This is a genomic window from Exiguobacterium indicum HHS 31 (genome assembly GCF_001939065.1).
Classification (GTDB): Bacteria; Bacillota; Bacilli; order Exiguobacteriales; family Exiguobacteriaceae; genus Exiguobacterium_A; species Exiguobacterium_A indicum.
This window is the reverse complement of the sequence record NZ_MPSZ01000001.1, coordinates 642008-660635: the sequence shown is the minus strand read 5'-3', so window position 1 is coordinate 660635 and position 18628 is coordinate 642008. Positions and strand designations below refer to the sequence as shown.

The window sequence follows — 18628 nt, the reverse complement described above, 5'->3', positions numbered from 1 at the left end:
ACACAGACAGCATGATTTTTTTGCTGTAATTTTGATAAAGGAGCTAGATGAATATGAAAATCTCTACAGTACGGTTAAACAATGGTGTGGACATGCCACAAGTCGGATATGGCGTATTTCGTGTCGAGAACGGTGCGGATCTCGAGCAAGCGGTCGTGACTGCGATTCGCGAAGGCTATCGCAGCATCGATACTGCAGCCATCTATGGTAACGAGCAGAGTGTCGGCAGAGGCATTGCGAAAGCTATCGAAGAAGGACTCGTAACACGCGAAGAACTATTCGTGACATCAAAAGTCTGGAATGCACATGGATCATATGAAGCAACTCTTGCTGCTTACGCAGAATCCTTAGAAAAAATGCAGTTAGAGTACCTCGATCTCTACTTGATCCATTGGCCGGGGAAAGCCAAGTATCAAGCTCCTTGGAAAGCACTTGAAGAATTGGTTCAAACGGACAAGGTCCGCGCGATTGGTGTGAGTAATTTTCAAATCCACCATCTCGAAGACTTACTGCAACATGCATCCATCATACCTGTCGTCAATCAAATCGAACTCCATCCGAAGCTAACTCAGTCAGAGTTACGTCAATTCTGTAGCGAACATGGGATTCAAATTGAAGCCTGGTCACCGCTCATGAATGCGGAACTTCTAGAAAATGAGGTCATTCAGGAGCTCGCTACACAATACAAAAAATCAGCTGCTCAAATCATTCTACGATGGGATATTCAGCAGGGCATCATCACGATTCCTAAGTCCATGACGCCTTCACGGATGCAAGAAAATCTGCGCATCACTGATTTCGAAATCCTTCCAGAAGATATGGAACGATTAAACCAATTAAATGAAAATCTTCGGAGTGGACCGGATCCAGATACGTTTGACTTCTGATTGCTCTTAATAGTCATATTTCAAGTTCGAGGATGTAGTAGAAAAAATCAATCGGACGAAGAAAGTTTATTATTCGGGTCTATAAAATAGAAGCACACATCTCTTTTACGATGTGTGCTTCTTTGCAATCATAACTAGATTACGTAAGTGAATAGATTAGTTAGATACATCGCTAGACCAATGAATATCAATCTCATAAAAAGAAGTTGTACTCTCCTCAATTCCTTCCATATCAATCGTATCTAACACTTGAACGTCCTCATGTGATAAGGTAATAACCTGAGATGGATTCTCTATTTTCAAGTGATATAATGTTTCTAGGAGCACCAGCTGTCGTTCCGTGAGTTCGTAGTACTCTTCCCAATATGCCAGTCCAGCTTCGTAACCCGACGCCTGTATTTCTAATAGACTTGATCCCCGATCCATCATTTCTTCGTATTGATGACTAGAAAAAGATTGCCGATCATCTCCCCACAAGACAGTAGTGACGACCGGGAGAATGACTCCTTCAATATCATCTAATAGATATTGAAAAGTATCATCTACAGCTATTTTTTGTACTTTTTCTGGAGCTTCGATTAGCAAGTCATTCGCTTCTATAGTCTCTTCAAAAAATTCTTCGTTTCGAAAGCCCGCCACAAAAAAATCCTGTCCAAATGTTACTGTTCCTCTACAGCCTTGACCATCATTCGTACTGTAATGATCACCATCCCACGAATGCTCATAAGCAAAATCCGGGTTATTCGCGACAAAGATAGCATGAGCGATTGAAGCGAGTATACATCCCTGCCATATGGTTTGACGATTCCATCCTGAATCCATGATTTGATTCTTATTCATTCATACCTCCTGTTTTTAAAACAGTTATGGAAATTCTTCTAATTCACTTGAGCAGTTCAAACATCCACTAGATGATTTACTGTCATTGTGCGATATATCAAGACTTTATTTAAACTTCTTTCTAAGCTTCTGATGATCGTTATTCTCGATTTTTTGGAGTTCTTTCACCCAATCACGGATATCTTCCTCACAGTGCAGATATTCGCTAGGGCTATAGAGTAAGTCCATGCCATACACTGTAGTTAAGCCTTGAAAAACTAAAATATCGTAATCTGTAGTCTCCCATCCTTCTTTTTTTTCTAAAACCATCATCCATTTATTAGCCCAATCAGACACTTCTTCTCTAGAAAGCTTATTTTCTAAAACCAATTCTAATTTCGCTATGATGTCAGGTATACGAGGCGTCTTCATTTGATCCTCCATTATTCTCTAAACCTCTAGGATGTTCTATCAGATCGTGTATGATCGATGTTCTATCTTTCAAATAGCTATCAATAACCATTTACACGAGTGGTTTACGGTTAAAATTTACTAACTCATCTGTCTCAAACAAAAGATCTTCAAATTGATCCGCTCCGTGTTTTTCAATATATTTCTCCTCAGATTCAAAAATCGGTACGAACCAGACTAGCAATACGGTATCTGGCTCATTCCCAACATTAGAATCTGTTTCAAATAGGAAGAAGGATTCATCAAAGTACACAGGACTTGTAACATAAACAGAGGAGAACTGATACTTTTCAAATATTCCTTCAGGGAGTGGATAATACTCTGCTGCATTAAATGCATGTCCTGTTCTCATAGCGTACTCAGCCAATTGCCAGAGTAAATAAATGATCTCGTCCTGAACGTCTGGTTGTTCCGCTGACATCATTATTTCTTGATGCATCAGTGAATCATCTTCCGTTTGGAGTGGATGAAAAAGTAATCCAAGGGATGCAATCGTATAGGTTTCCTTAAATGGTGCATCTTTGAATTTCAAGATTTGGACGTTCTTTTGTTCAAGTTCCTCAATTGGAAATGCTTCCGTGAATTCTCCGCAATGCTGTTCTAAATGATCAAGATAATTCATTAAATCAACCTCCGTTTGAGTATCGTTTTAATACTTCTAAACCAATCTGTGATCCCAACATAAATAGTCATTTCAAATTGTCATTGATTTCTTTTAATCGATCTTCGAATTCGTATACAGCTGCTCGATCACCCCACGTTCCTGAGGGATTGATTACCGCTCGTGCCTTTTCCTCTTCCACATACACTCTTTCTCCATAAATACCTCGAGTAATGTAGTAGTATTCTTCATCAGAATCTAAGCTAGGTACACTACCAAATAGTAATGGCGTCTCAAAAGTTTCTTCCCGATGCCTTTTTCCGATCGTTTTCCATTCCTCTTCTCTTATTCCCTGTTGTCCTGTATCCATGATGATACAAGTCTCAGGCTTTTTTTGATCTAACTCGTAAAGGGAAAGAATCGTTTCTGTTCTAAGGTTGTAGTATTGAACGTATTTCATAGAATTTATTTCTCCACTCTCAAAGTTTTTATCTTTAGAGACTCCTATTTCTGCATATCCGTATCCTTCTAGTCGGGGTAACGGAATCGCATAGACAATTCCTGATGATAGGTTCCAACGTACAGGCTTTTTTTTGGTTCGAATGGAAAGGGTCGAAATATCTTTTTCCTCATCTTCTCGTGTACTCAAAAGGCTATCCAATGCATGCTCCAGCAGGTATCGCCATTCCTCAATCAAAAATTCGTGATCCACTCTCTTTTCGAATTCTTGAAGTGTACTTCTCAATTGATTTACATACAGTTCTAATTGCTCTTTATTTTTCAATGTTTTGTATCCCCATTAACTTATTATGAATTCTTAAAATCATTCATTATTTTTAATCGTTCTTCATATTTGTATACAGCAGATAAATCACCACAGGTTGCAGAAGGATTTATCACCTCTCGTGCCTTTTCTTCTTCCACAAACATTCTTTCTCCATTGATACCTCGAGTAACATAGTAGTTTTCCCCATCAGAATTTAAACTAGGTACACTACCAAATAGTAATGGCGTCTCAAACGTTTCTTTTTCTCGATGCCGTTTTCCAAGTACGATCCATTCTCCTTCTGTAATCCCGTAATACCCCGTATCTATGATGATACAAGTCTCAGGATTCTTTTGGTCTAACTCCTGGAGCGAAAGAATTCTTTCTGTTCTAAGATTATAGTATTGGATGTAATCCATAGACTCTATCTTTCCAGTCTCATGATTCTCATCTTGCGAAATTCTCATCTCTGCATATCCGTATCCTCCAAGTCGAGGTAACGGAATGGCATAGACAACTCCAGATGTTAGCTTCCAACGAATAGGCCTTTTTTTCGTTCGAATGGAGAGCTTTGAAATCATTTGCTGTGTGTCTTCACGTGTGCTCAAAAGACTATTTAATCCGTTCTCCAGAAGGTACCGCCATTCCTCAATCGAAAATTTGCGTTCCATCTTCTTTTCGAATTCATAAAGTGTATTTCTTAATTGATTTACATGCTGTTCTAATTGTTCGGTCGATTCCATTGTTTTTTATCCTCCTGATCCATTACGCTAAAGATTGTTACTTGATTAGCAGCATTTTTACTTCTAATTACTGCGTTCATATTCAAAAATCGCCCACGGCAGCCATAAAACTGCTTCTGTCGCCTCGCCTAATTCATTACAATAATCTGAGTAACGATCCGCTTCTTCGAACGTATGGATCAAACCATGGCTGTTTAGTAAAGTGTTGAAATGATGATAAAAATCGCGTTCCAGTCCGTTACACAAATACGAATGAAATGATCCCGAATCAAATCCTAACACTTCGTACCCGATTTTTTTGGCACCGTCCGTGTCAGGGCTGAGATGTTGTGATACCATTTTTTCTACTCCATAAGGTTCAGGGTTTTGACTACTAAAAGCCGCTACATCTTCCAGAAAATCTACTTTAAACTGTTCAGGCAAACCGATGCTGATGATACGTATGTCAGGAAGATGATTCAAAAAACGATCTACGAACGTTTGCGCAGCATTTAAGTTAGAGAACACTTGAGGAAACAACATATCTCCTGTCTTCCGATGTTCTTCTATCCATTGTTCGAGTAACTGAAAGGTGGTAAGTGAGAGACCGAGTTGATCCATATAACGGTCTTTCTTTAATTCCGAGTTTCCCCATAAGATACTGATGTCAGGATAGTGTGTACAGATGCATTCACTTACGGATAGAACGGACTCATGAACAACAGCCTTGTCCATGTATTCTTTTCGAGGAGTTGGCAGAATAAGATAATATCCCGCAGATAGGTAGCTCATAAATTGGCTCCTTTTTATGTAAAATGAATTCAATGAGTGTATGTAATGGATTTGATTCGCTAAATTGAGTAGAAAGGAAATGAAAACATGGATAAAGAACAAGAAAGAGTGCTCGTCCAATCATTTTTTGTCAAGCGCGTTCAAGAGCGCGTTCTACATGAATTGTTCACGCCAAAAAAACGAGATATGGCGCTTCAGCGGTTAGATCACCGGTATTTAAGCATGCTGAAGAATGATTATTTGATTGAAATCAAACCACCTAATTCATGGCCAGACGATACGTATGATTTGTTGAAACAATATGGTGCACCGGATACGTGCTATTGTCTATCAGAAAACGAGCTGATTAGCGGGAAAACGTTACCTCTCCGTGAGGCACTCGAACACGCCATCGGCTTTGGATTCGCCTCGATCATTTCTTGTATTCCAGGCGAATTGGCGTATTTCGAAGCGGAGCAATCTTTCGGTCCACCACCTCGCTATTTGTTGAAGAAACCAAGCAATCGGTAATCATCATCCTTGCATGCTTGGTTTCTGACAACTACGTCATGATCGCACGCCAAGATTTGCTGAATCCATACCATCATCCTCATGTTCCTCTTAATTTGCTTCGTATATGCCCTCTCTGAAGTCATACACTTGACTCCATATCTTGATCTTAGTGCCATTGATCGTCACCGTATCCTTCGTCCACTTCATTTCTTTTATTTCGCGACAAGGATACTCCCAGTACATTCTGCGCTTTTCTCCGTCCTTGTTCTCCATAATGCCGAGCATCGCATAATCCACCGTCGCGCCACCATTCGCGCGGTAAAAGCGAATCGTGTGCGCCTGATCGGGCGAGCTACTTTTTGAGATATACTCTTCTTTTGGTACAACATTGATATCAACCAAGAAAAATAGTCGGTAGATCGTCCACACGACATATATCGAAAGACTTACACCTGCTATAATTCCCGTTATCTTCAGCTTTTTTCTCACTTTTCAAAACTCCAATTTTTATATATTCTTCAACATTCAATCGTTTAGTCGCCCCAAAAGCAAATCAACGTATTTTGATAGACCGACGCGATGCACATCCGCTTCAACAATTCTAAAAATTGATGTAGTTCCATGATTCGTTTATCTGATTGATGTATCATCCACGGCTCACTCGCATAATGATTCGCTTGATTCATCATCCACGCTTCCTTCGGTGTGCAATAGCGTTGAATAAGCAGCTCGCAAATTCCAATCAACTCGTTCACTTCTCTCACTCTAAACAACTTATCGCCGTAAGGATCGAGATCAATCAAGAGGTCACAGCGATTGGAGGTACTTGCGAATTCTTCTCTTAAAAAGCGTTGGATGTGACCCGGAAATGGGAGAATCTCTTTTTCGTTTTCTGGCACTTCTTTTAGACTCATACTGATCCCAAACATGATCGTCCTCCTTTATATCGTTCCTATGAATGTCAATCATAGTAGTCGATGCCTTCTCCTTTTGGAAGAAACGCTTTTACCTTGTCTTCACTATCAAAACAAGCTTCATTCGAAAACAGATAATAGCCCATGAAATCATGCTCCATTGTGATGAACGACATCTCTTTCGTCGCACGAATGACTGGAACGATACGTTCTTTTTTGAAAAACCATCCTTTGACCATTTTCCGCTCAAACGTCAGGAGATTCGTAAAGGATAGGAAATAAAAATCGTTTACTGCCGCATACCAATACGTTTCATCCAGCAGACGCTCAAGTTCGCTCGCATCGTTCACTTGAACGCTATAAAAAGGACTGCACTTATCTGGTTGAATCTTTGTATAGCATAGGTTTTCCTTCTGAAAAAACGGTTCCACTTCTTCATTGGTAAAACCACCACCGAACGTGACGAATAGCGGAAAGCGATTCAGACGCGTCAAAAAATGCTTCAGTACTTCATTGGAGTCATGTTGATAGTCTCGTTTCTCGTCATTCGGAAGACATCCCATCGAATAAATCGACTTAATAACACCTGGTTGATCAATATCGAGATAACGGTCTTTGATCACTTTTGCATGATTCGTATGTTTTTCGAGATCGATGTATAACATGGAAATCCCTCCGCGTATTCTGCTTGATCCATCTACATCATCCAACTAAATCGAGTTGCTGGTTTCATCAATAGAATTCAATGGTACCGTCGTCAGGAAAGATGGCTTTCACCTTGTCCTCGGTATTAAAACAGGGTTCATTCGAAAACAGATAATAGCCCATGAAATCATGTTCCATCGTGATGAACGACATCTTTTTCGTCACATGAATGACGGGAACGATACGTTCTTTTTTGAAAAACCATCCCTTAATTATTCTCCGCTCAAACGTCAAGAGATTCGTAAACGATATAAAGAAGTCTTCGTTCACAGCCCCATACCAATAGGTCTCATCTAGCAACAACTCAAGTTCGGTCGCGTCATGCACTTGAACGTGATAGTATAGGTTCTTGTTTGGTCGAACCTTTGTATACGATAGATTATGCTTTTGAAAGTACGGCTCGACCTCCTCGTCCGTAAAACTTCCACCGAACGTGACGAAAATCGGGAACCGATTGAGACGCGTCAAAAATTGTTTCAAGACTCGATTTGAATCGCCTTGATAGTCGCTTTTAGTTTCCATATCCGGTAGACACCCCATCGAATAGATGAAGTCGATACGTTCTGGTCGATCAACGTACAAGTATCTGTCTTTGAACACTTGTGCGTGATCCACATGCTTCTCAAAATAGACATCTAACACGATTCCACTCCTCTCTCAATCACTTTATTACCGCTCGATTTCATCTTCTGGAAACAGTGCTTCTATTTTTTCTAACGCATCGAAATCTGTTTCATTCGAAAAGATCAGGACATTCTCGAAATCAAAGCCGGTTTTAAAAAATGTCGTCGGTTTCGTCATATCGATTACTGGCACTGCTCTCTCTTTTTTGATCAACCAGCGTCTTACTCTCCTCGTTTCAAACTTCAATACATCAGTGAAAGCAATCAAATAGTAACCGTTGTTCCAAGCCAATGAAATGGTCTTCGCTAGTATTTGCAATAAGTCAGTCGGTTGATTCACTTCGACGGTCATATATCTTTCACGCTTAGTGATTGAGGTCTCTGTATACAGTAATTGTTTGTGCTTAGCCGTAGACAGCAAATCTTCTTTTTCTAAATCAGTCAGTTCATGGAATCCAAAAGAGAGATAGATTGGAAAACGATTTAACCGCGAGAATAACTGGGTTAACACTATTTCGTAAGAGATGACTTCATCTTCTTTTGAATCATCGTCATAATACTCGAAAGAAAAAATGGATGTGATTCGGTCTTGTCCTTTCACTGTCAGATGATATTCTTTAATCGTCTTCGCATGATTTTGCTGTTCTTCGATGTAAATGTGCACGTTAATCCCCTCACTTTCTCTGGATTGTCACGGTCTTCATCAGGATTCTCTACTAACGGGTGTTACACTACAAGTATGCTCTCTTCTAACGTTCGACAACGAGACATACATAACCCAACTTAGAGGTGATTCCAGTGAAAAAACTTATGCCTTGCGCCATCTGTGGCGAGAGACACGATGAACTCCCGACTGAATATGAAACACTCGGACCGGTCTACTACGAACAAATGTCTGAGAAAGAGCAAGAAACGAAAAGCGAGATGCATGATACGTGGTGTGTCTTAGAACTGAACGGTCCGCATTATTTCTTGAAGGGCATTCTTGAACTCCCGATTGCTGGACAAGACGAACCCTTCTGGTGGATTACATGGGTTAGCCTGAGCCCCGAAAACTTCGCTCGCTTCATCGAGAAGAAACGTCCTCGCATCGAGGAGCCGATGTTCGGCTGGTTTTCAAGCGATCTACCCGCTTACCCGGATACCGTCAACTTAAAAGTGATGGTTCATGATGAAGGAACCGGTCAACTCCCTTTCTTTGAACTCGAGCCGACGGATCATCCTTTGTCGATCGAATTCTATTCCGAAATGACGCTTGCTCAGGTCCATGCCATCGCAGACATCGTCTATGCACAAGAGTGAACCAAATAAACTGAAGCCGCTGTGGATCAGCGGCTTTTTAGTTTTTACTCTGTTTCGTGATCAAAATATGCGTTCTTTCAGGAATCTCAATGTCTTCTAACTGATCAAGTGCCAATGATAACGTCATACTTTTCACTTGCGGATCGGATTCTTCCCCAATCCAACAGGTATACAATTCGAACGATTCACCCTCGTCTAAGAAGTCATTCATGAACGTAAACAGATAACGTAGCTTTTCTTTCGATTCCAGTGCAATTTCGGAATCAAAAGGTTCAACGATCTCGATGCCCCAGTTACTCGAAATTTCATATACATACCATTTGTGAAAATGCTTCGTTTTTACTTCATACAGACAGTCTTCATCCGCAAAACAGGGACCGATATATAAGGGAACGGTCTCATCTTCCTCATATAAATTGAGATACTGCTCAGGAATTTGTCTCTCCATACAAATATATGACGCTAAGCTCATTATGCTTCCTCCTAATGTATGATGTTTCCATCGTTACTTGAAAGACGTCTCTCCATCGTTCACCTTTCCAAAATGCGCGATCTTTCCATTCGTACAAAAGTGATCGAGCATGCCAAATCGATTTGTTGCATCGCGGGTCACGATGAAGTTATAGGGCATCAATAACGAGAATTCAGACATGAAGTCTTCAAGCGTTTGCCGTGCGGGACGTGCATCTCTCGAAAAAAATACTGGCGTGAATTCTTTTCGATTCAGCAAATGCAATAAACATTCTTCAAATACCGCTTGCCAATTGGAGTCGTGCAACGTCAACACGTGAATCGAATCGTCATTTTCTAAAACATCCCGACCACAAAAGACGACCTCGACTGGAAACGAGGCATTCGATAAAACTGCATCGAAAAAGTTCTCATACTCTGTTCCAACGTCATCAAGCTCCTCATACGCGACTCCATACATCGAGACACAATCGTTCGTGACTCGGACGATTCCTTGTCCTTGTTTTTGGATAATGAGCGTCACTTCTGCTTCAGTCGCCATTTCCTGCTGTTCGATGACAAGGTGTTCGAGAAATCTTTCAAGCTGTGAGTCGTCGGTCATAATCATGTGAGATCGGACCGTCCAATCCGAAAAATCACCGATGTTCGGATTCTGCTTGAGTGGTCGTTTCAGAAACTTTACTTCAACCGGATACGAATGCTGACTTACTTGAAGACGGACGAGGTCTTGCCAATCGTCGCGTGGTAGCAGTTCCCGGAACACATCGATCCAGTCGTTTCGGTCAAGTAGCATCCTATTCTTATTTTTCATCTTTCATCCGACCTTCTAGTTTGCTACAAAGATAGCCCACGATATGTTCATGCGTCGTCCGTTCTTCAAGATCATCATTGTCGACTAATTCATTGATTGTCTCCGAGATGACCTGCCATAATGCGGTTCCGTGATACTCGTCGTATGGTGTTCTCACTTCCGGTCCTCCTTTTATCCTCTTCGGATTTCATTCGAAAAACTCTCCGTTCTTTGAAACGCAGAGATCATGTCTTCTCCAAACAACGTGATGCTACCCTCCCACGGGTGACCGAGATATCCCCAGCGAAAATCACGAGCGATGAAAAAGGAGTAATCGCCATCTGGAACTGCTGGAATCATCCAGTCTCCTTCTTCATTGCGAAGAAACGGATGTCTTGGGTCGATCCAATACCCTTGATGATTCCAATCGAGCGCCATGACGCGTTCTCCTTCAACACTTAGCTCGATCAGAATACGCTTTAACGTTTGCTCGATTTCTTCGCTTTTTTCATAATCCACTTCGTATGTAATGAACGGACTCGGGGCATGGTATGAGGGGAAAACTGTCGTACTGGGTGCGAATTGAAATTGTTGATCAATGACGTGCCATATCTTCTCGTCCTCCGCTTGCGTCATCGGAATCCAGCTCCATGGTTTACCTTCACCAATCAAATCGAACGTCGCTCCTTGAGGATATAGAACGGTGTACGCTGCTCCTTCTTGTACTGCAATTTTTGGTTCGTCTTGTACATCGCGTGCTTTCGTCTCTTCAAAAATTAGTGCAATGGCTGCCTCGACATCAAGGACATGGTAAAAGATATTCGTCGTACCGCTACCGATATCTCCCCCTTCGCAGTAGCCGTTCCCCGTATGAAGCAAACCATCATTGATTACTTCTTCCATCATGTAACGTCGCTCGAGCGCTGTTTCTTCCTGATCCTTTTCATAAGAAAACTGGACGATTAATTCCCGGTAATCTGTCTCGTTCAGCTCGCGATAGCCTTGACGTTCAAACTTCTCGATCAGCTGCAAAATCTGTACACCTAATCGTTTGAAGCGCGAGACACGCATTTGCTTTACGTTTTCTGCTTTCACCCACGCTCCAACGATTCCTTGATGTTGAACGATGAGGCGTCCCTCTGTATAGATTGTTTGGTAGAGCGTATCCGAGCCGTTTTGTTTTGTCAGTTGGATCATGAGTAGTTTCGCTCCTCCATCAACAGTTCGTAGTTCATGTCTCTTATCTTGAACGTTTAGCTTTTACATCTGTTCGTCTGAACAGTGTCTTATTCTGACCATACCGACAAACGAGTCCGAGGATCATTATCATCTGTCACCCATTCGATTCCGGTATATCCACGTCTCACGGCGTTCTCATAAAATGCTTCGGATACGTGCTGCTCCTTACAATAGATATCGACGTACGTGCAGTCATACACCAAAATCGCGATGTGACAATTGCTTTTCTGAAACCACTCATACGTTATTCCTACTTCTTCAGTCTGACCACTTTGAAATGCAAACAATTCAGCAAAGATCAAGTAATTGCTTGGTCCCCTTAGCCATTTCGCTAGTTCATGTCCTGTCGCTATCCGATCGATTGAAAACTCTTCTAAACTGTCATACAACTCCCCACCCATGGTTTGGATCGGAAAATCAAAGTTACGAAGAAACCAATCATACGCCTTCATTTCAATCGCACTTAATATGTCGAGCAAGACACGTCCCGGTTCATTCGGAATTTCAAACGATACGCCACGCAGACTCATCGAATTCCTTCTTTCTACATTGTTATAAGAAAGCTGCCGTATAAAAACACTGTAGTTCCTGTTCTTCACTCGAACTTCCCCATGTGCAAACGGCATAACCTTGTGCGGTTAGTGTCGTGACCATCTCGACAACTGGTAAGTTTCCACTTTCTGTTAAGCCAATCTCGAGCACCTGATCAAGTAACTCCTGACAGTGTGACGGTCGATCATGATTCGCACAAATAATGGTATACATAGCTGGAGAATCACTAATCATCTCGATAGCTGTCGAGAGCTGTTCGATACCAAATTCAGCAATCCCAACGTAGTACGGTTCTTTCCCCACTTGGACCAGTACTTCTATTCGAGAGGTGAAGCCCTCGAGCATCTCTTCTCGTTCGAGTAGACGCCACAGCTTGTAGTAATCAAAGATTCTTTTGGACTGAAACTCATTTCTGACACACACTACTACATAAAAGCGATACGTGCTTAGCGCATGCTTTTTCGCTAGCTCATCACGGAACATCTCACTACTGATTTGTTTGAACTGGACGATATCTTCTGGAAACAAAAGCATCTCACCGACCACACATAGACAGCGAATTGATGAACTCGCATCCGCAAGCCATGGAAAGATGCGTGTCGCATCGCTATGCTCTTCAAGATACGTTTTCATGAAGTATCTCCTTTTTCATTCCCATTGACACGTTACGCTTTGATTGGTTTCAAATCGTAGATGTACGAGTTCATTTGTTTTGAGATTAGACAGTTTCAGCGAACTTTGAGCTTCATTCGTATAAGGCCATTCGAATCTGACACCTTCGATTTTCTTCAGTAAAAAATATGCCCAGTGCCGATTGTATTCATTTTCGGATAGGACATCCCATAACGCATCTTCACAATGATTCGCCTCGTAGACATATAATTTCATGACCGTGTTCTCCGATATCACGTGTAACCCCGCGAATACAGGAGGATTCGGAATTCGCGGTTTTTGAATGACCAATGTATAATCATCTTTTAGAAGACGATCCAAATGTTCGCGGCTATCCGGTAGCTCCTCTTCGATAACGGAATCCGGAAGTTCTCTGATGCGGACTGGCAATCCCACCTCATATTCAAAGGAATCTTCGAGTGCGAGTAAGTCTTCACGAGAATAGATTATTTTCATGAGATCATCCTCACATTCTTTTATGGAGTGCTTTTAGATTACACGCGCGCCACGCATCACGGACGATATCTTGGAAAGTCGTTGCCTTAGGTTTAAGTTTTAACGTTCTATAGTCGAAGCAATAGACAGCTTCGTCTGGACGCTCTTTCAATACTGCATAGTATTCGTCCTGTCTAAACGACGAGCCAAAAAAGAAATACTTGTCACGGATTGCATCGAACTCGGTTAACGCGTATTCATCGAGACTGTCCGAGAGATTGCCCTGGATCTCATGCGATAACCCGTTCCAGCTCGTCAACGGAATACCGTTTAAGTTCAACTCTTCGGAAAAACGCACACCGTTACAGACTCTCAAAATCTCTTTATACCACTTCGGAATCGCAAAATGATTGGTCTCGAATGCTTGGAGGCGGGCTTCTGGACAAGGACTCTCCACGGACACTTGATAGTTTTGGATGGAGGATGAATAATCATACAAATACAGCTTGTACTCAACCTTCTCACCTTCGATTGGAATGCTGTATTTCAAGGATTTTTGATCGTTCACATAAAATAGTCGCATCGCCTGAAGGATATTTGTAAGAAAGACATCGTCTGGTAAAGCAGTGTTCTGATGATTCAGTCGTGGAACTTCAACGTCTTCCAGCGATATTTCTTTCTCGTCATCGTTTTCTTCAAAAGCCTCATGTTCTCCGAGGACGATCGCAATCCCTGTCATGTCACCGTTTTCCCGTCGGACAAGGACTTCATAGTGTCCGTCCCCCATTAACTGAACGGCGACACCGAACGGAAACAGGAAGATTTCATCTTCCATCATTTCATCTGAGATTGCGATATAGAACGGATCGATTTCTTCGTCGAACTCTAGCGTATTTCGAATCTCCCAGTCGATGGCTTCCCGTCTCCCGTAATCCGCTGTGTTCATGACGACGAGTTGCGCTGAATCGACGACGACTAGATCGGATAGCGGTTCGAAATCGGATGGAGCTATCTCCGTTTTTTCGTTCACTGTTAGGTAAAGCAAATTGATTGATTCGAACTCATCTTCGTCATAGAAGACCGTCCAAATCGAACCTTGTTCAACTGGAATTGTCACGTTGTATTCTACATCCGGCTCAAGGAAAGCCGGATCCGAGACAATCAGATTCCCTTTGTGACTTGTAAACGTGCCTAGTTTTTTCATGTTAAATACCTCTTTCTTAAATATAACGGAGAGGACATTTCTAACTTGGTAATGCCATTGGATTAATCAAACTCAACCCTTGATTCTTGTTGCATGCGCCACTCCATGAATCCGGTGGTTTGCTCTTGCCGGAAACGAGTCCAATCCGTTAAGGTTTGATTCATCTTCTGCCATTCGTTAATATATTCCGATTTGAAAACCGCATCTTCGAGTTGCTCGATTAGTAACCAAGCCACTGATAAGGTTGCTGCGTCCTCTTCTATTTCTCCTAAATACAAATCATCATCGAGATGGTGGAAAGAATACCAAAGTCCATACAAGTGATGATCAATCATCGTCTCGATCGCTAACTGCTCCCGTCTTCCTCCACGTGTAATCGCCTCTTGTAAGTAGATGAAACGGTCATCTTCATCAAAGAAAAGACCATACCAGCGATACGGTCGGACGTCATCCGGCAACTCTTTCATCCATTGATTCAAGATTGGTTTTAGGAAGCGTTCTTTTAGTGGATGAATCAAGATGACCGAAGCGTCTGCCTCTCCTTCACAGGTAGTCAATAACCAACTCACAAACGTCCGCTGTCGTTCGAAGTACCATGTATCCGCTTCTTCAATGAACCCCTCCATATGTAACAACCACGCTTTGCGCAAGCCTCGTCTCGTTCTTTCGCAAGAAGAGCACTATGTAAACGTGGTACCTCAGAAACGGCAGGTTCTTGTAGTAACTTATCTAGAAGCGACATCTTTCATCTCCTTATAAAATGTCATTGCTCCACTTTCATTTGTTGTCTCGTTTTTCGAAGATGAAACCAGAGGAGTAAACCCGTTCCAATCGACAGAACCGGAAATAGATGCGGGATATACTGCTCTTGCCGAAAACTGACATGCATTAAGAAATAATCGACGAAACAGATGACACGTAGCCACATCGGAAACTGATCTTTACTAAGAAACGCTAAGAACATCAGAGTGATACCGATACCTAATACAACAAACGGTAATATAGTGAACGGTGTCACGAACTGGAACAGACCGAGACCCAGAAGAAGATAAGCGAGCCACGACGTCCGGCGGCGAAATTTCTCACGCTCTTTCCGTCCGGGTTGTATCCCATAAATATCATCCTGCCTGTATCCTTCAGCCTGTTTCTTAGCAATCAATTCCTTCAGTCGTCGTTTAGCTTGACGCCGAAATGTATATCGTTCTTCAATAGAATCTCTGACATCCTGATCGAGTTTCCATTGTTCGGTGACACCATGATACATCTGGATTGTTCGACCATCCCGGTACATGACCCAGAAATAGATGATGCCATCCACTTGTTTACTGAGCGTGACAATCATTTAATTATCATCCTTATCAATTGAATTGGTCTTCTGTAGCAGTTTTTAAATAGAAGCATGGTTCGGCTGTTCCGCTAGAAAATCCGTTTGATTGTATCTGTTTTGGACATAAAACAACAGGAGTGTACCCGTTCCAATCGCGAAACCAGCGTATAACCCCTCTTGGTATTCAACGTTCATGACACAGCAACTGATGAAGCAAACCTTGCGTAGCCAGCCCGGTAAATAGTCTTTACTGAAAACGACCATTCCCATTTGAAGTAGCGCAAGCACTGCGATGATAATTGGAGAGACGAGAAAAGGCATCACTACCAGAAACAAACCGACACTAATCAGCAGAGACGCGAGTCCTATCATTCGACGCTTGAACGTCTGTCTTTTCTTGCGGTTCGGTGTCAGTCCGAATACGTCCTCGAATATGTATCCTTCTGCCTGTTTTTCCGAAATCCACGTATCCATCCGACGTTTCGCTTGATATCGGAACAAGTAGCGCTCTTCCATCGCTTGTTTCATATCGTCCTGATGAATCTCGTTCATGACACCGTGATACGTATACAATTTTCGTCCATCGCGATAGATGAGCCAGACAGACGTCATTCCATCGACTTGTTTACGAAGCGTCCGAATCATGTTAACCCTCCAGATCTGCTAGGACATCTTCTGGATCTAGCTCAAGTCCGACGAGCTCTGGTCCCCAGTTCAAGCCACAATACAATCCATCGTCAATCATGTTCGGTAACCAGCCATCCATGAATAGATCCAAATCCAAGCGAATCAAGTGATAGTCCGCCCATTCCTTCGTCTGTAGCGCTTTCGCCGCTGATTTCGACGAAAAGAATAACAATACATCCGATTCCTCTTGATTCGAAGGACAATAGGTCCAACCCGACTGTTCAAATTTTGATAGACCATAGACGGCGCCTGTCTCGATGACCGTTTGTACGAAGAGTTCTGCTTGTTCTGCACTGCGATCCACTTGTTGCTCCTTTTCAATGAATATCTTCAACGTTGGTGCTACCGAAAATAATTCTTGTTCCTCATGATCCCATAAGACGATTGTCTCTGTGTCCGGAAGCTGATATCCGAGTTCGTCATCTGTTCCGTCACGTGCGATTCGTAAGAAACCGGATGGGTAGTCCTCCGCATCCGTCGTATTAACACGAACAAGGTCGTCCCATGTCCGCTTGATATACTGCTCGTCCTTGATCGGATGAAACTCCCATTCGCCGATGCTGAATTTATTTTCGTGCTTGTACCTATTTCGTAGTTCTTTCGGAAGCTTAAAGCCAAGTTCTGCTTCTACCTCTTGTAATCTCTCTTCAGTAACGCCTGGTAAACCGATTTGAACTGTCATCTATGTGACTCCTTCTTATACATTTTTGTCTTTAATTTTTTCGGTTAAAGTTCTTTCCTGCGGGATAAAGTCCGGTCAATCGTCTGCCATAATGAACTTTTGCCTGTCCCATCCGAAGCCGCGTCACGCCATACTGCTTTTTAAAATAATCAATGACGGGTTCAACGATATAAGACGGCTCCAAGATATGAAGGACGAATTCGATCGCTTCTGGACCATACTCATCTTCAAAAAAATACCCATTGCCGATTTCAAAAAGAAATTCATTGAGGTCTTCTTCAATGCTCGAACGATGCTCAAAGATGACATCATACTCTGTATCCTGACAAAAGATCTCGACGACAACTTCATGGTAATTCGCTTCTTGAACGACGGAGTATCCGTCCTTTTCTTTCTCCGCTACGAGCTCTCGAATGTAGGCATCCAGATTAAAAAAGCGCGAGAACTTTTGCTCGCTCATTGGTTCTGTCAACCTCTCTCCCATGATACCGTGAAACGTGTAGAGTGTCCGTCCATCCTTTTCAAACAGCCAAAAATGATTCTGACCGTTCATTGGTTTGATGAGTTGCATATTGTCACACAATCCTTTATGTAATAAGTCAATGAAATTTATAATTTCTCCTAAATAGCTGTTTTCTTAAAAAATCAATTTCTCTACTTCATTATAAAAGTCATAACCATTTATGGGAATTTTTATTTATCATTAAACTCCTCTTCTTTCTAATTAATTCTTATCAGCGTAATCGCTATTAATTTAAATCAAATACAGTTGATATATTCTATTTTGATTACAATTCAAAATTTAAGATCTTTTATGTCAGCGTTATTACGCTCTATACGGTACTTATTCTTTCTTTATGGGTGGAATCGAATGGACACAGTGATCAGTCATTATTCGAGATTCAAGGATGAGATTCTCATCGAAGATTTACATAGTATATCGTTTTAAGAAGCGGCGCTTAGGTGTTGAAATATAATGTACCTGTCCTAAGGCACTTCCCTATTTCTCAAGTATGCTACGTATGAAGTATTTCCTTGATGTACACTATCGGTAGTATAAAAACGTGTACTTCGGAGGTGTTCGCACTTGAAAATGAAACGTTCAGCTTTCCTCCTTTTTTCGATCGTCTTCCTAGCAGGATGTAGTGATTACGATCAAGACGGTAATACGACGAGCGAGAAAGCAAAACAGAAATATGATGTAGCTATCAATCAAGTCTTCAAATCTGAAAATCAGTACTTGAAGAAGCAACAGGTTGATCGACAACTAAAGCGAAACACCGGTGAAACGGGCGTCATCGTTTATGAGGATCAAGACCTCATTGAAATCTATTACGATCAATCAGCTAGAGGAGAAAGAGCTATTTATCAGAAAGACGGATCAACTTACGCGCGGAAGACATACACGAAACAAATCAGCCGTAAAATCGATGACTCTGAAAAAAAATACCTTGAGAACATTGGAATCAAGTAAC

At 41.8% G+C, this 18628-nt stretch carries 28 protein-coding genes; 4 read left to right on the top strand and 24 right to left on the bottom strand.

Translation table 11 applies throughout. The annotated features are described in order from the left end of the window. The first annotated feature begins 47 nt into the window (after window positions 1-47). Window positions 48-887, top strand: a complete 840-nt coding sequence (locus N179_RS03475) for an aldo/keto reductase (RefSeq protein ID WP_075642219.1) — start codon at window positions 48-50, stop codon at window positions 885-887. A gap of 156 nt (window positions 888-1043) precedes the next feature. Here the strand turns inward: N179_RS03475 and N179_RS03470 are convergent, their stop codons facing one another. From N179_RS03470 to N179_RS03445, 6 genes are all read right to left on the bottom strand, one after another. Then, entirely contained in the window at window positions 1044-1727 is a 684-nt protein-coding gene (locus N179_RS03470) for a hypothetical protein (RefSeq protein WP_075642218.1), read from the bottom strand. A gap of 105 nt (window positions 1728-1832) precedes the next feature. Beyond that, a complete protein-coding gene (locus tag N179_RS03465; RefSeq protein WP_075642217.1) occupies window positions 1833-2138 on the bottom strand; it encodes a hypothetical protein in 306 nt (101 codons plus the stop codon). 91 nt (window positions 2139-2229) lie between these two features. Next, a complete protein-coding gene (locus N179_RS03460) occupies window positions 2230-2799 on the bottom strand; it encodes a suppressor of fused domain protein (RefSeq protein WP_075642216.1) in 570 nt (189 codons plus the stop codon). 67 nt (window positions 2800-2866) lie between these two features. After that, on the bottom strand, window positions 2867-3562 hold the full coding sequence (locus tag N179_RS03455) for an Imm26 family immunity protein (protein ID WP_023468068.1): 696 nt from the start codon (window positions 3560-3562) through the stop codon (window positions 2867-2869). Between the two features lie 23 nt (window positions 3563-3585). Continuing rightward, the gene (locus N179_RS03450; protein ID WP_023468067.1) at window positions 3586-4287 is read right to left on the bottom strand and encodes a hypothetical protein; all 702 of its coding nucleotides are present in this window, start codon (window positions 4285-4287) and stop codon (window positions 3586-3588) included. 63 nt (window positions 4288-4350) lie between these two features. After that, window positions 4351-5058 (bottom strand): hypothetical protein, encoded by a 708-nt coding sequence (locus tag N179_RS03445; protein ID WP_244150200.1) that lies wholly within the window; start codon window positions 5056-5058, stop codon window positions 4351-4353. An 87-nt stretch (window positions 5059-5145) separates the two neighbouring features. On the opposite strand from N179_RS03445, the gene N179_RS03440 reads away from it, so the two are divergent. Continuing rightward, window positions 5146-5568: a hypothetical protein gene (locus N179_RS03440; protein ID WP_023468065.1), complete on the top strand. Its 423-nt coding sequence runs from the start codon at window positions 5146-5148 to the stop codon at window positions 5566-5568. A 90-nt stretch (window positions 5569-5658) separates the two neighbouring features. On the opposite strand, the gene N179_RS03435 is transcribed toward N179_RS03440, so the two are convergent. The 5 genes from N179_RS03435 to N179_RS03415 all read right to left on the bottom strand — a co-directional run bounded on the left by N179_RS03435 (window position 5659) and on the right by N179_RS03415 (window position 8456). Further along, window positions 5659-6039 (bottom strand): DUF5412 family protein, encoded by a 381-nt coding sequence (locus N179_RS03435; RefSeq protein ID WP_075642215.1) that lies wholly within the window; start codon window positions 6037-6039, stop codon window positions 5659-5661. Between the two features lie 44 nt (window positions 6040-6083). Next, window positions 6084-6479, bottom strand: a complete 396-nt coding sequence (locus tag N179_RS03430; protein WP_058265354.1) for a hypothetical protein — start codon at window positions 6477-6479, stop codon at window positions 6084-6086. A 32-nt stretch (window positions 6480-6511) separates the two neighbouring features. Then, complete coding sequence (locus N179_RS03425; protein WP_075642214.1) at window positions 6512-7129, bottom strand: hypothetical protein; 618 nt, start codon at window positions 7127-7129, stop codon at window positions 6512-6514. A gap of 67 nt (window positions 7130-7196) precedes the next feature. Beyond that, a complete protein-coding gene (locus N179_RS03420) occupies window positions 7197-7811 on the bottom strand; it encodes a hypothetical protein (RefSeq protein ID WP_075642213.1) in 615 nt (204 codons plus the stop codon). Window positions 7812-7838: 27 nt separating this feature from the next. After that, window positions 7839-8456, bottom strand: coding sequence for a hypothetical protein (locus tag N179_RS03415; RefSeq protein WP_075642212.1), 618 nt, complete (start codon window positions 8454-8456; stop codon window positions 7839-7841). Window positions 8457-8590: 134 nt separating this feature from the next. On the opposite strand from N179_RS03415, the gene N179_RS03410 reads away from it, so the two are divergent. Continuing rightward, window positions 8591-9094 carry a DUF2199 domain-containing protein gene (locus tag N179_RS03410; RefSeq protein WP_083639896.1) on the top strand — a complete coding sequence of 168 codons (504 nt, stop codon included), beginning with the start codon at window positions 8591-8593 and terminating at the stop codon, window positions 9092-9094. 37 nt (window positions 9095-9131) lie between these two features. On the opposite strand, the gene N179_RS03405 is transcribed toward N179_RS03410, so the two are convergent. From N179_RS03405 to N179_RS03350, 13 genes are all read right to left on the bottom strand, one after another. After that, window positions 9132-9566, bottom strand: a complete 435-nt coding sequence (locus tag N179_RS03405; RefSeq protein ID WP_075642211.1) for a hypothetical protein — start codon at window positions 9564-9566, stop codon at window positions 9132-9134. Window positions 9567-9599: 33 nt separating this feature from the next. After that, the gene (locus tag N179_RS03400) at window positions 9600-10376 is read right to left on the bottom strand and encodes a hypothetical protein (protein WP_244150199.1); all 777 of its coding nucleotides are present in this window, start codon (window positions 10374-10376) and stop codon (window positions 9600-9602) included. Then, window positions 10366-10533, bottom strand: coding sequence for a hypothetical protein (locus N179_RS17020; RefSeq protein WP_167368361.1), 168 nt, complete (start codon window positions 10531-10533; stop codon window positions 10366-10368). The genes N179_RS03400 and N179_RS17020 overlap by 11 nt, the downstream gene beginning before the upstream one ends. 14 nt (window positions 10534-10547) lie before the next feature. Beyond that, a complete protein-coding gene (locus N179_RS17105) occupies window positions 10548-11552 on the bottom strand; it encodes a DUF2716 domain-containing protein (RefSeq protein WP_083639895.1) in 1005 nt (334 codons plus the stop codon). 89 nt (window positions 11553-11641) lie between these two features. Further along, the gene (locus N179_RS03390) at window positions 11642-12124 is read right to left on the bottom strand and encodes a DUF2691 family protein (protein ID WP_075642210.1); all 483 of its coding nucleotides are present in this window, start codon (window positions 12122-12124) and stop codon (window positions 11642-11644) included. A gap of 22 nt (window positions 12125-12146) precedes the next feature. Next, complete coding sequence (locus tag N179_RS03385) at window positions 12147-12779, bottom strand: hypothetical protein (protein ID WP_055967594.1); 633 nt, start codon at window positions 12777-12779, stop codon at window positions 12147-12149. Between the two features lie 15 nt (window positions 12780-12794). Then, window positions 12795-13274, bottom strand: coding sequence for a hypothetical protein (locus tag N179_RS03380; protein ID WP_055967585.1), 480 nt, complete (start codon window positions 13272-13274; stop codon window positions 12795-12797). A 10-nt stretch (window positions 13275-13284) separates the two neighbouring features. Further along, complete coding sequence (locus N179_RS03375; protein ID WP_055967582.1) at window positions 13285-14457, bottom strand: SMI1/KNR4 family protein; 1173 nt, start codon at window positions 14455-14457, stop codon at window positions 13285-13287. Window positions 14458-14519: 62 nt separating this feature from the next. Then, window positions 14520-15107: a hypothetical protein gene (locus N179_RS03370; protein WP_158024749.1), complete on the bottom strand. Its 588-nt coding sequence runs from the start codon at window positions 15105-15107 to the stop codon at window positions 14520-14522. Window positions 15108-15220: 113 nt separating this feature from the next. Further along, window positions 15221-15799 (bottom strand): hypothetical protein, encoded by a 579-nt coding sequence (locus N179_RS03365; RefSeq protein ID WP_055967574.1) that lies wholly within the window; start codon window positions 15797-15799, stop codon window positions 15221-15223. A gap of 45 nt (window positions 15800-15844) precedes the next feature. Beyond that, a complete protein-coding gene (locus N179_RS03360; RefSeq protein WP_075642208.1) occupies window positions 15845-16429 on the bottom strand; it encodes a hypothetical protein in 585 nt (194 codons plus the stop codon). Window position 16430: 1 nt separating this feature from the next. Further along, window positions 16431-17153, bottom strand: a complete 723-nt coding sequence (locus N179_RS03355; protein WP_075642207.1) for a DUF2750 domain-containing protein — start codon at window positions 17151-17153, stop codon at window positions 16431-16433. 31 nt (window positions 17154-17184) lie between these two features. Then, the gene (locus tag N179_RS03350; RefSeq protein ID WP_075642206.1) at window positions 17185-17724 is read right to left on the bottom strand and encodes a hypothetical protein; all 540 of its coding nucleotides are present in this window, start codon (window positions 17722-17724) and stop codon (window positions 17185-17187) included. Window positions 17725-18240: 516 nt separating this feature from the next. Here N179_RS03350 and N179_RS03345 point away from each other — a divergent pair. Continuing rightward, window positions 18241-18627: a hypothetical protein gene (locus N179_RS03345; RefSeq protein WP_075642205.1), complete on the top strand. Its 387-nt coding sequence runs from the start codon at window positions 18241-18243 to the stop codon at window positions 18625-18627. Window position 18628 lies beyond the last annotated feature (1 nt).

Coding starts and splice junctions, on each gene's coding strand:
- N179_RS03475 (WP_075642219.1), top strand. CDS start 48: ATGAATATGAAAATCTCTACAGTACGGTTAAACAATGGTGTGGACATG.
- N179_RS03470 (WP_075642218.1), bottom strand. CDS start 1,727: ATGAATAAGAATCAAATCATGGATTCAGGATGGAATCGTCAAACCATA.
- N179_RS03465 (WP_075642217.1), bottom strand. CDS start 2,138: ATGAAGACGCCTCGTATACCTGACATCATAGCGAAATTAGAATTGGTT.
- N179_RS03460 (WP_075642216.1), bottom strand. CDS start 2,799: ATGAATTATCTTGATCATTTAGAACAGCATTGCGGAGAATTCACGGAA.
- N179_RS03450 (WP_023468067.1), bottom strand. CDS start 4,287: ATGGAATCGACCGAACAATTAGAACAGCATGTAAATCAATTAAGAAAT.
- N179_RS03445 (WP_244150200.1), bottom strand. CDS start 5,058: ATGAGCTACCTATCTGCGGGATATTATCTTATTCTGCCAACTCCTCGA.
- N179_RS03440 (WP_023468065.1), top strand. CDS start 5,146: ATGGATAAAGAACAAGAAAGAGTGCTCGTCCAATCATTTTTTGTCAAG.
- N179_RS03430 (WP_058265354.1), bottom strand. CDS start 6,479: ATGTTTGGGATCAGTATGAGTCTAAAAGAAGTGCCAGAAAACGAAAAA.
- N179_RS03425 (WP_075642214.1), bottom strand. CDS start 7,129: ATGTTATACATCGATCTCGAAAAACATACGAATCATGCAAAAGTGATC.
- N179_RS03405 (WP_075642211.1), bottom strand. CDS start 9,566: ATGAGCTTAGCGTCATATATTTGTATGGAGAGACAAATTCCTGAGCAG.
- N179_RS03400 (WP_244150199.1), bottom strand. CDS start 10,376: ATGAAAAATAAGAATAGGATGCTACTTGACCGAAACGACTGGATCGAT.
- N179_RS17105 (WP_083639895.1), bottom strand. CDS start 11,552: ATGATCCAACTGACAAAACAAAACGGCTCGGATACGCTCTACCAAACA.
- N179_RS03390 (WP_075642210.1), bottom strand. CDS start 12,124: ATGAGTCTGCGTGGCGTATCGTTTGAAATTCCGAATGAACCGGGACGT.
- N179_RS03385 (WP_055967594.1), bottom strand. CDS start 12,779: ATGAAAACGTATCTTGAAGAGCATAGCGATGCGACACGCATCTTTCCA.
- N179_RS03380 (WP_055967585.1), bottom strand. CDS start 13,274: ATGAAAATAATCTATTCTCGTGAAGACTTACTCGCACTCGAAGATTCC.
- N179_RS03375 (WP_055967582.1), bottom strand. CDS start 14,457: ATGAAAAAACTAGGCACGTTTACAAGTCACAAAGGGAATCTGATTGTC.
- N179_RS03365 (WP_055967574.1), bottom strand. CDS start 15,799: ATGATTGTCACGCTCAGTAAACAAGTGGATGGCATCATCTATTTCTGG.
- N179_RS03360 (WP_075642208.1), bottom strand. CDS start 16,429: ATGATTCGGACGCTTCGTAAACAAGTCGATGGAATGACGTCTGTCTGG.
- N179_RS03355 (WP_075642207.1), bottom strand. CDS start 17,153: ATGACAGTTCAAATCGGTTTACCAGGCGTTACTGAAGAGAGATTACAA.
- N179_RS03350 (WP_075642206.1), bottom strand. CDS start 17,724: ATGCAACTCATCAAACCAATGAACGGTCAGAATCATTTTTGGCTGTTT.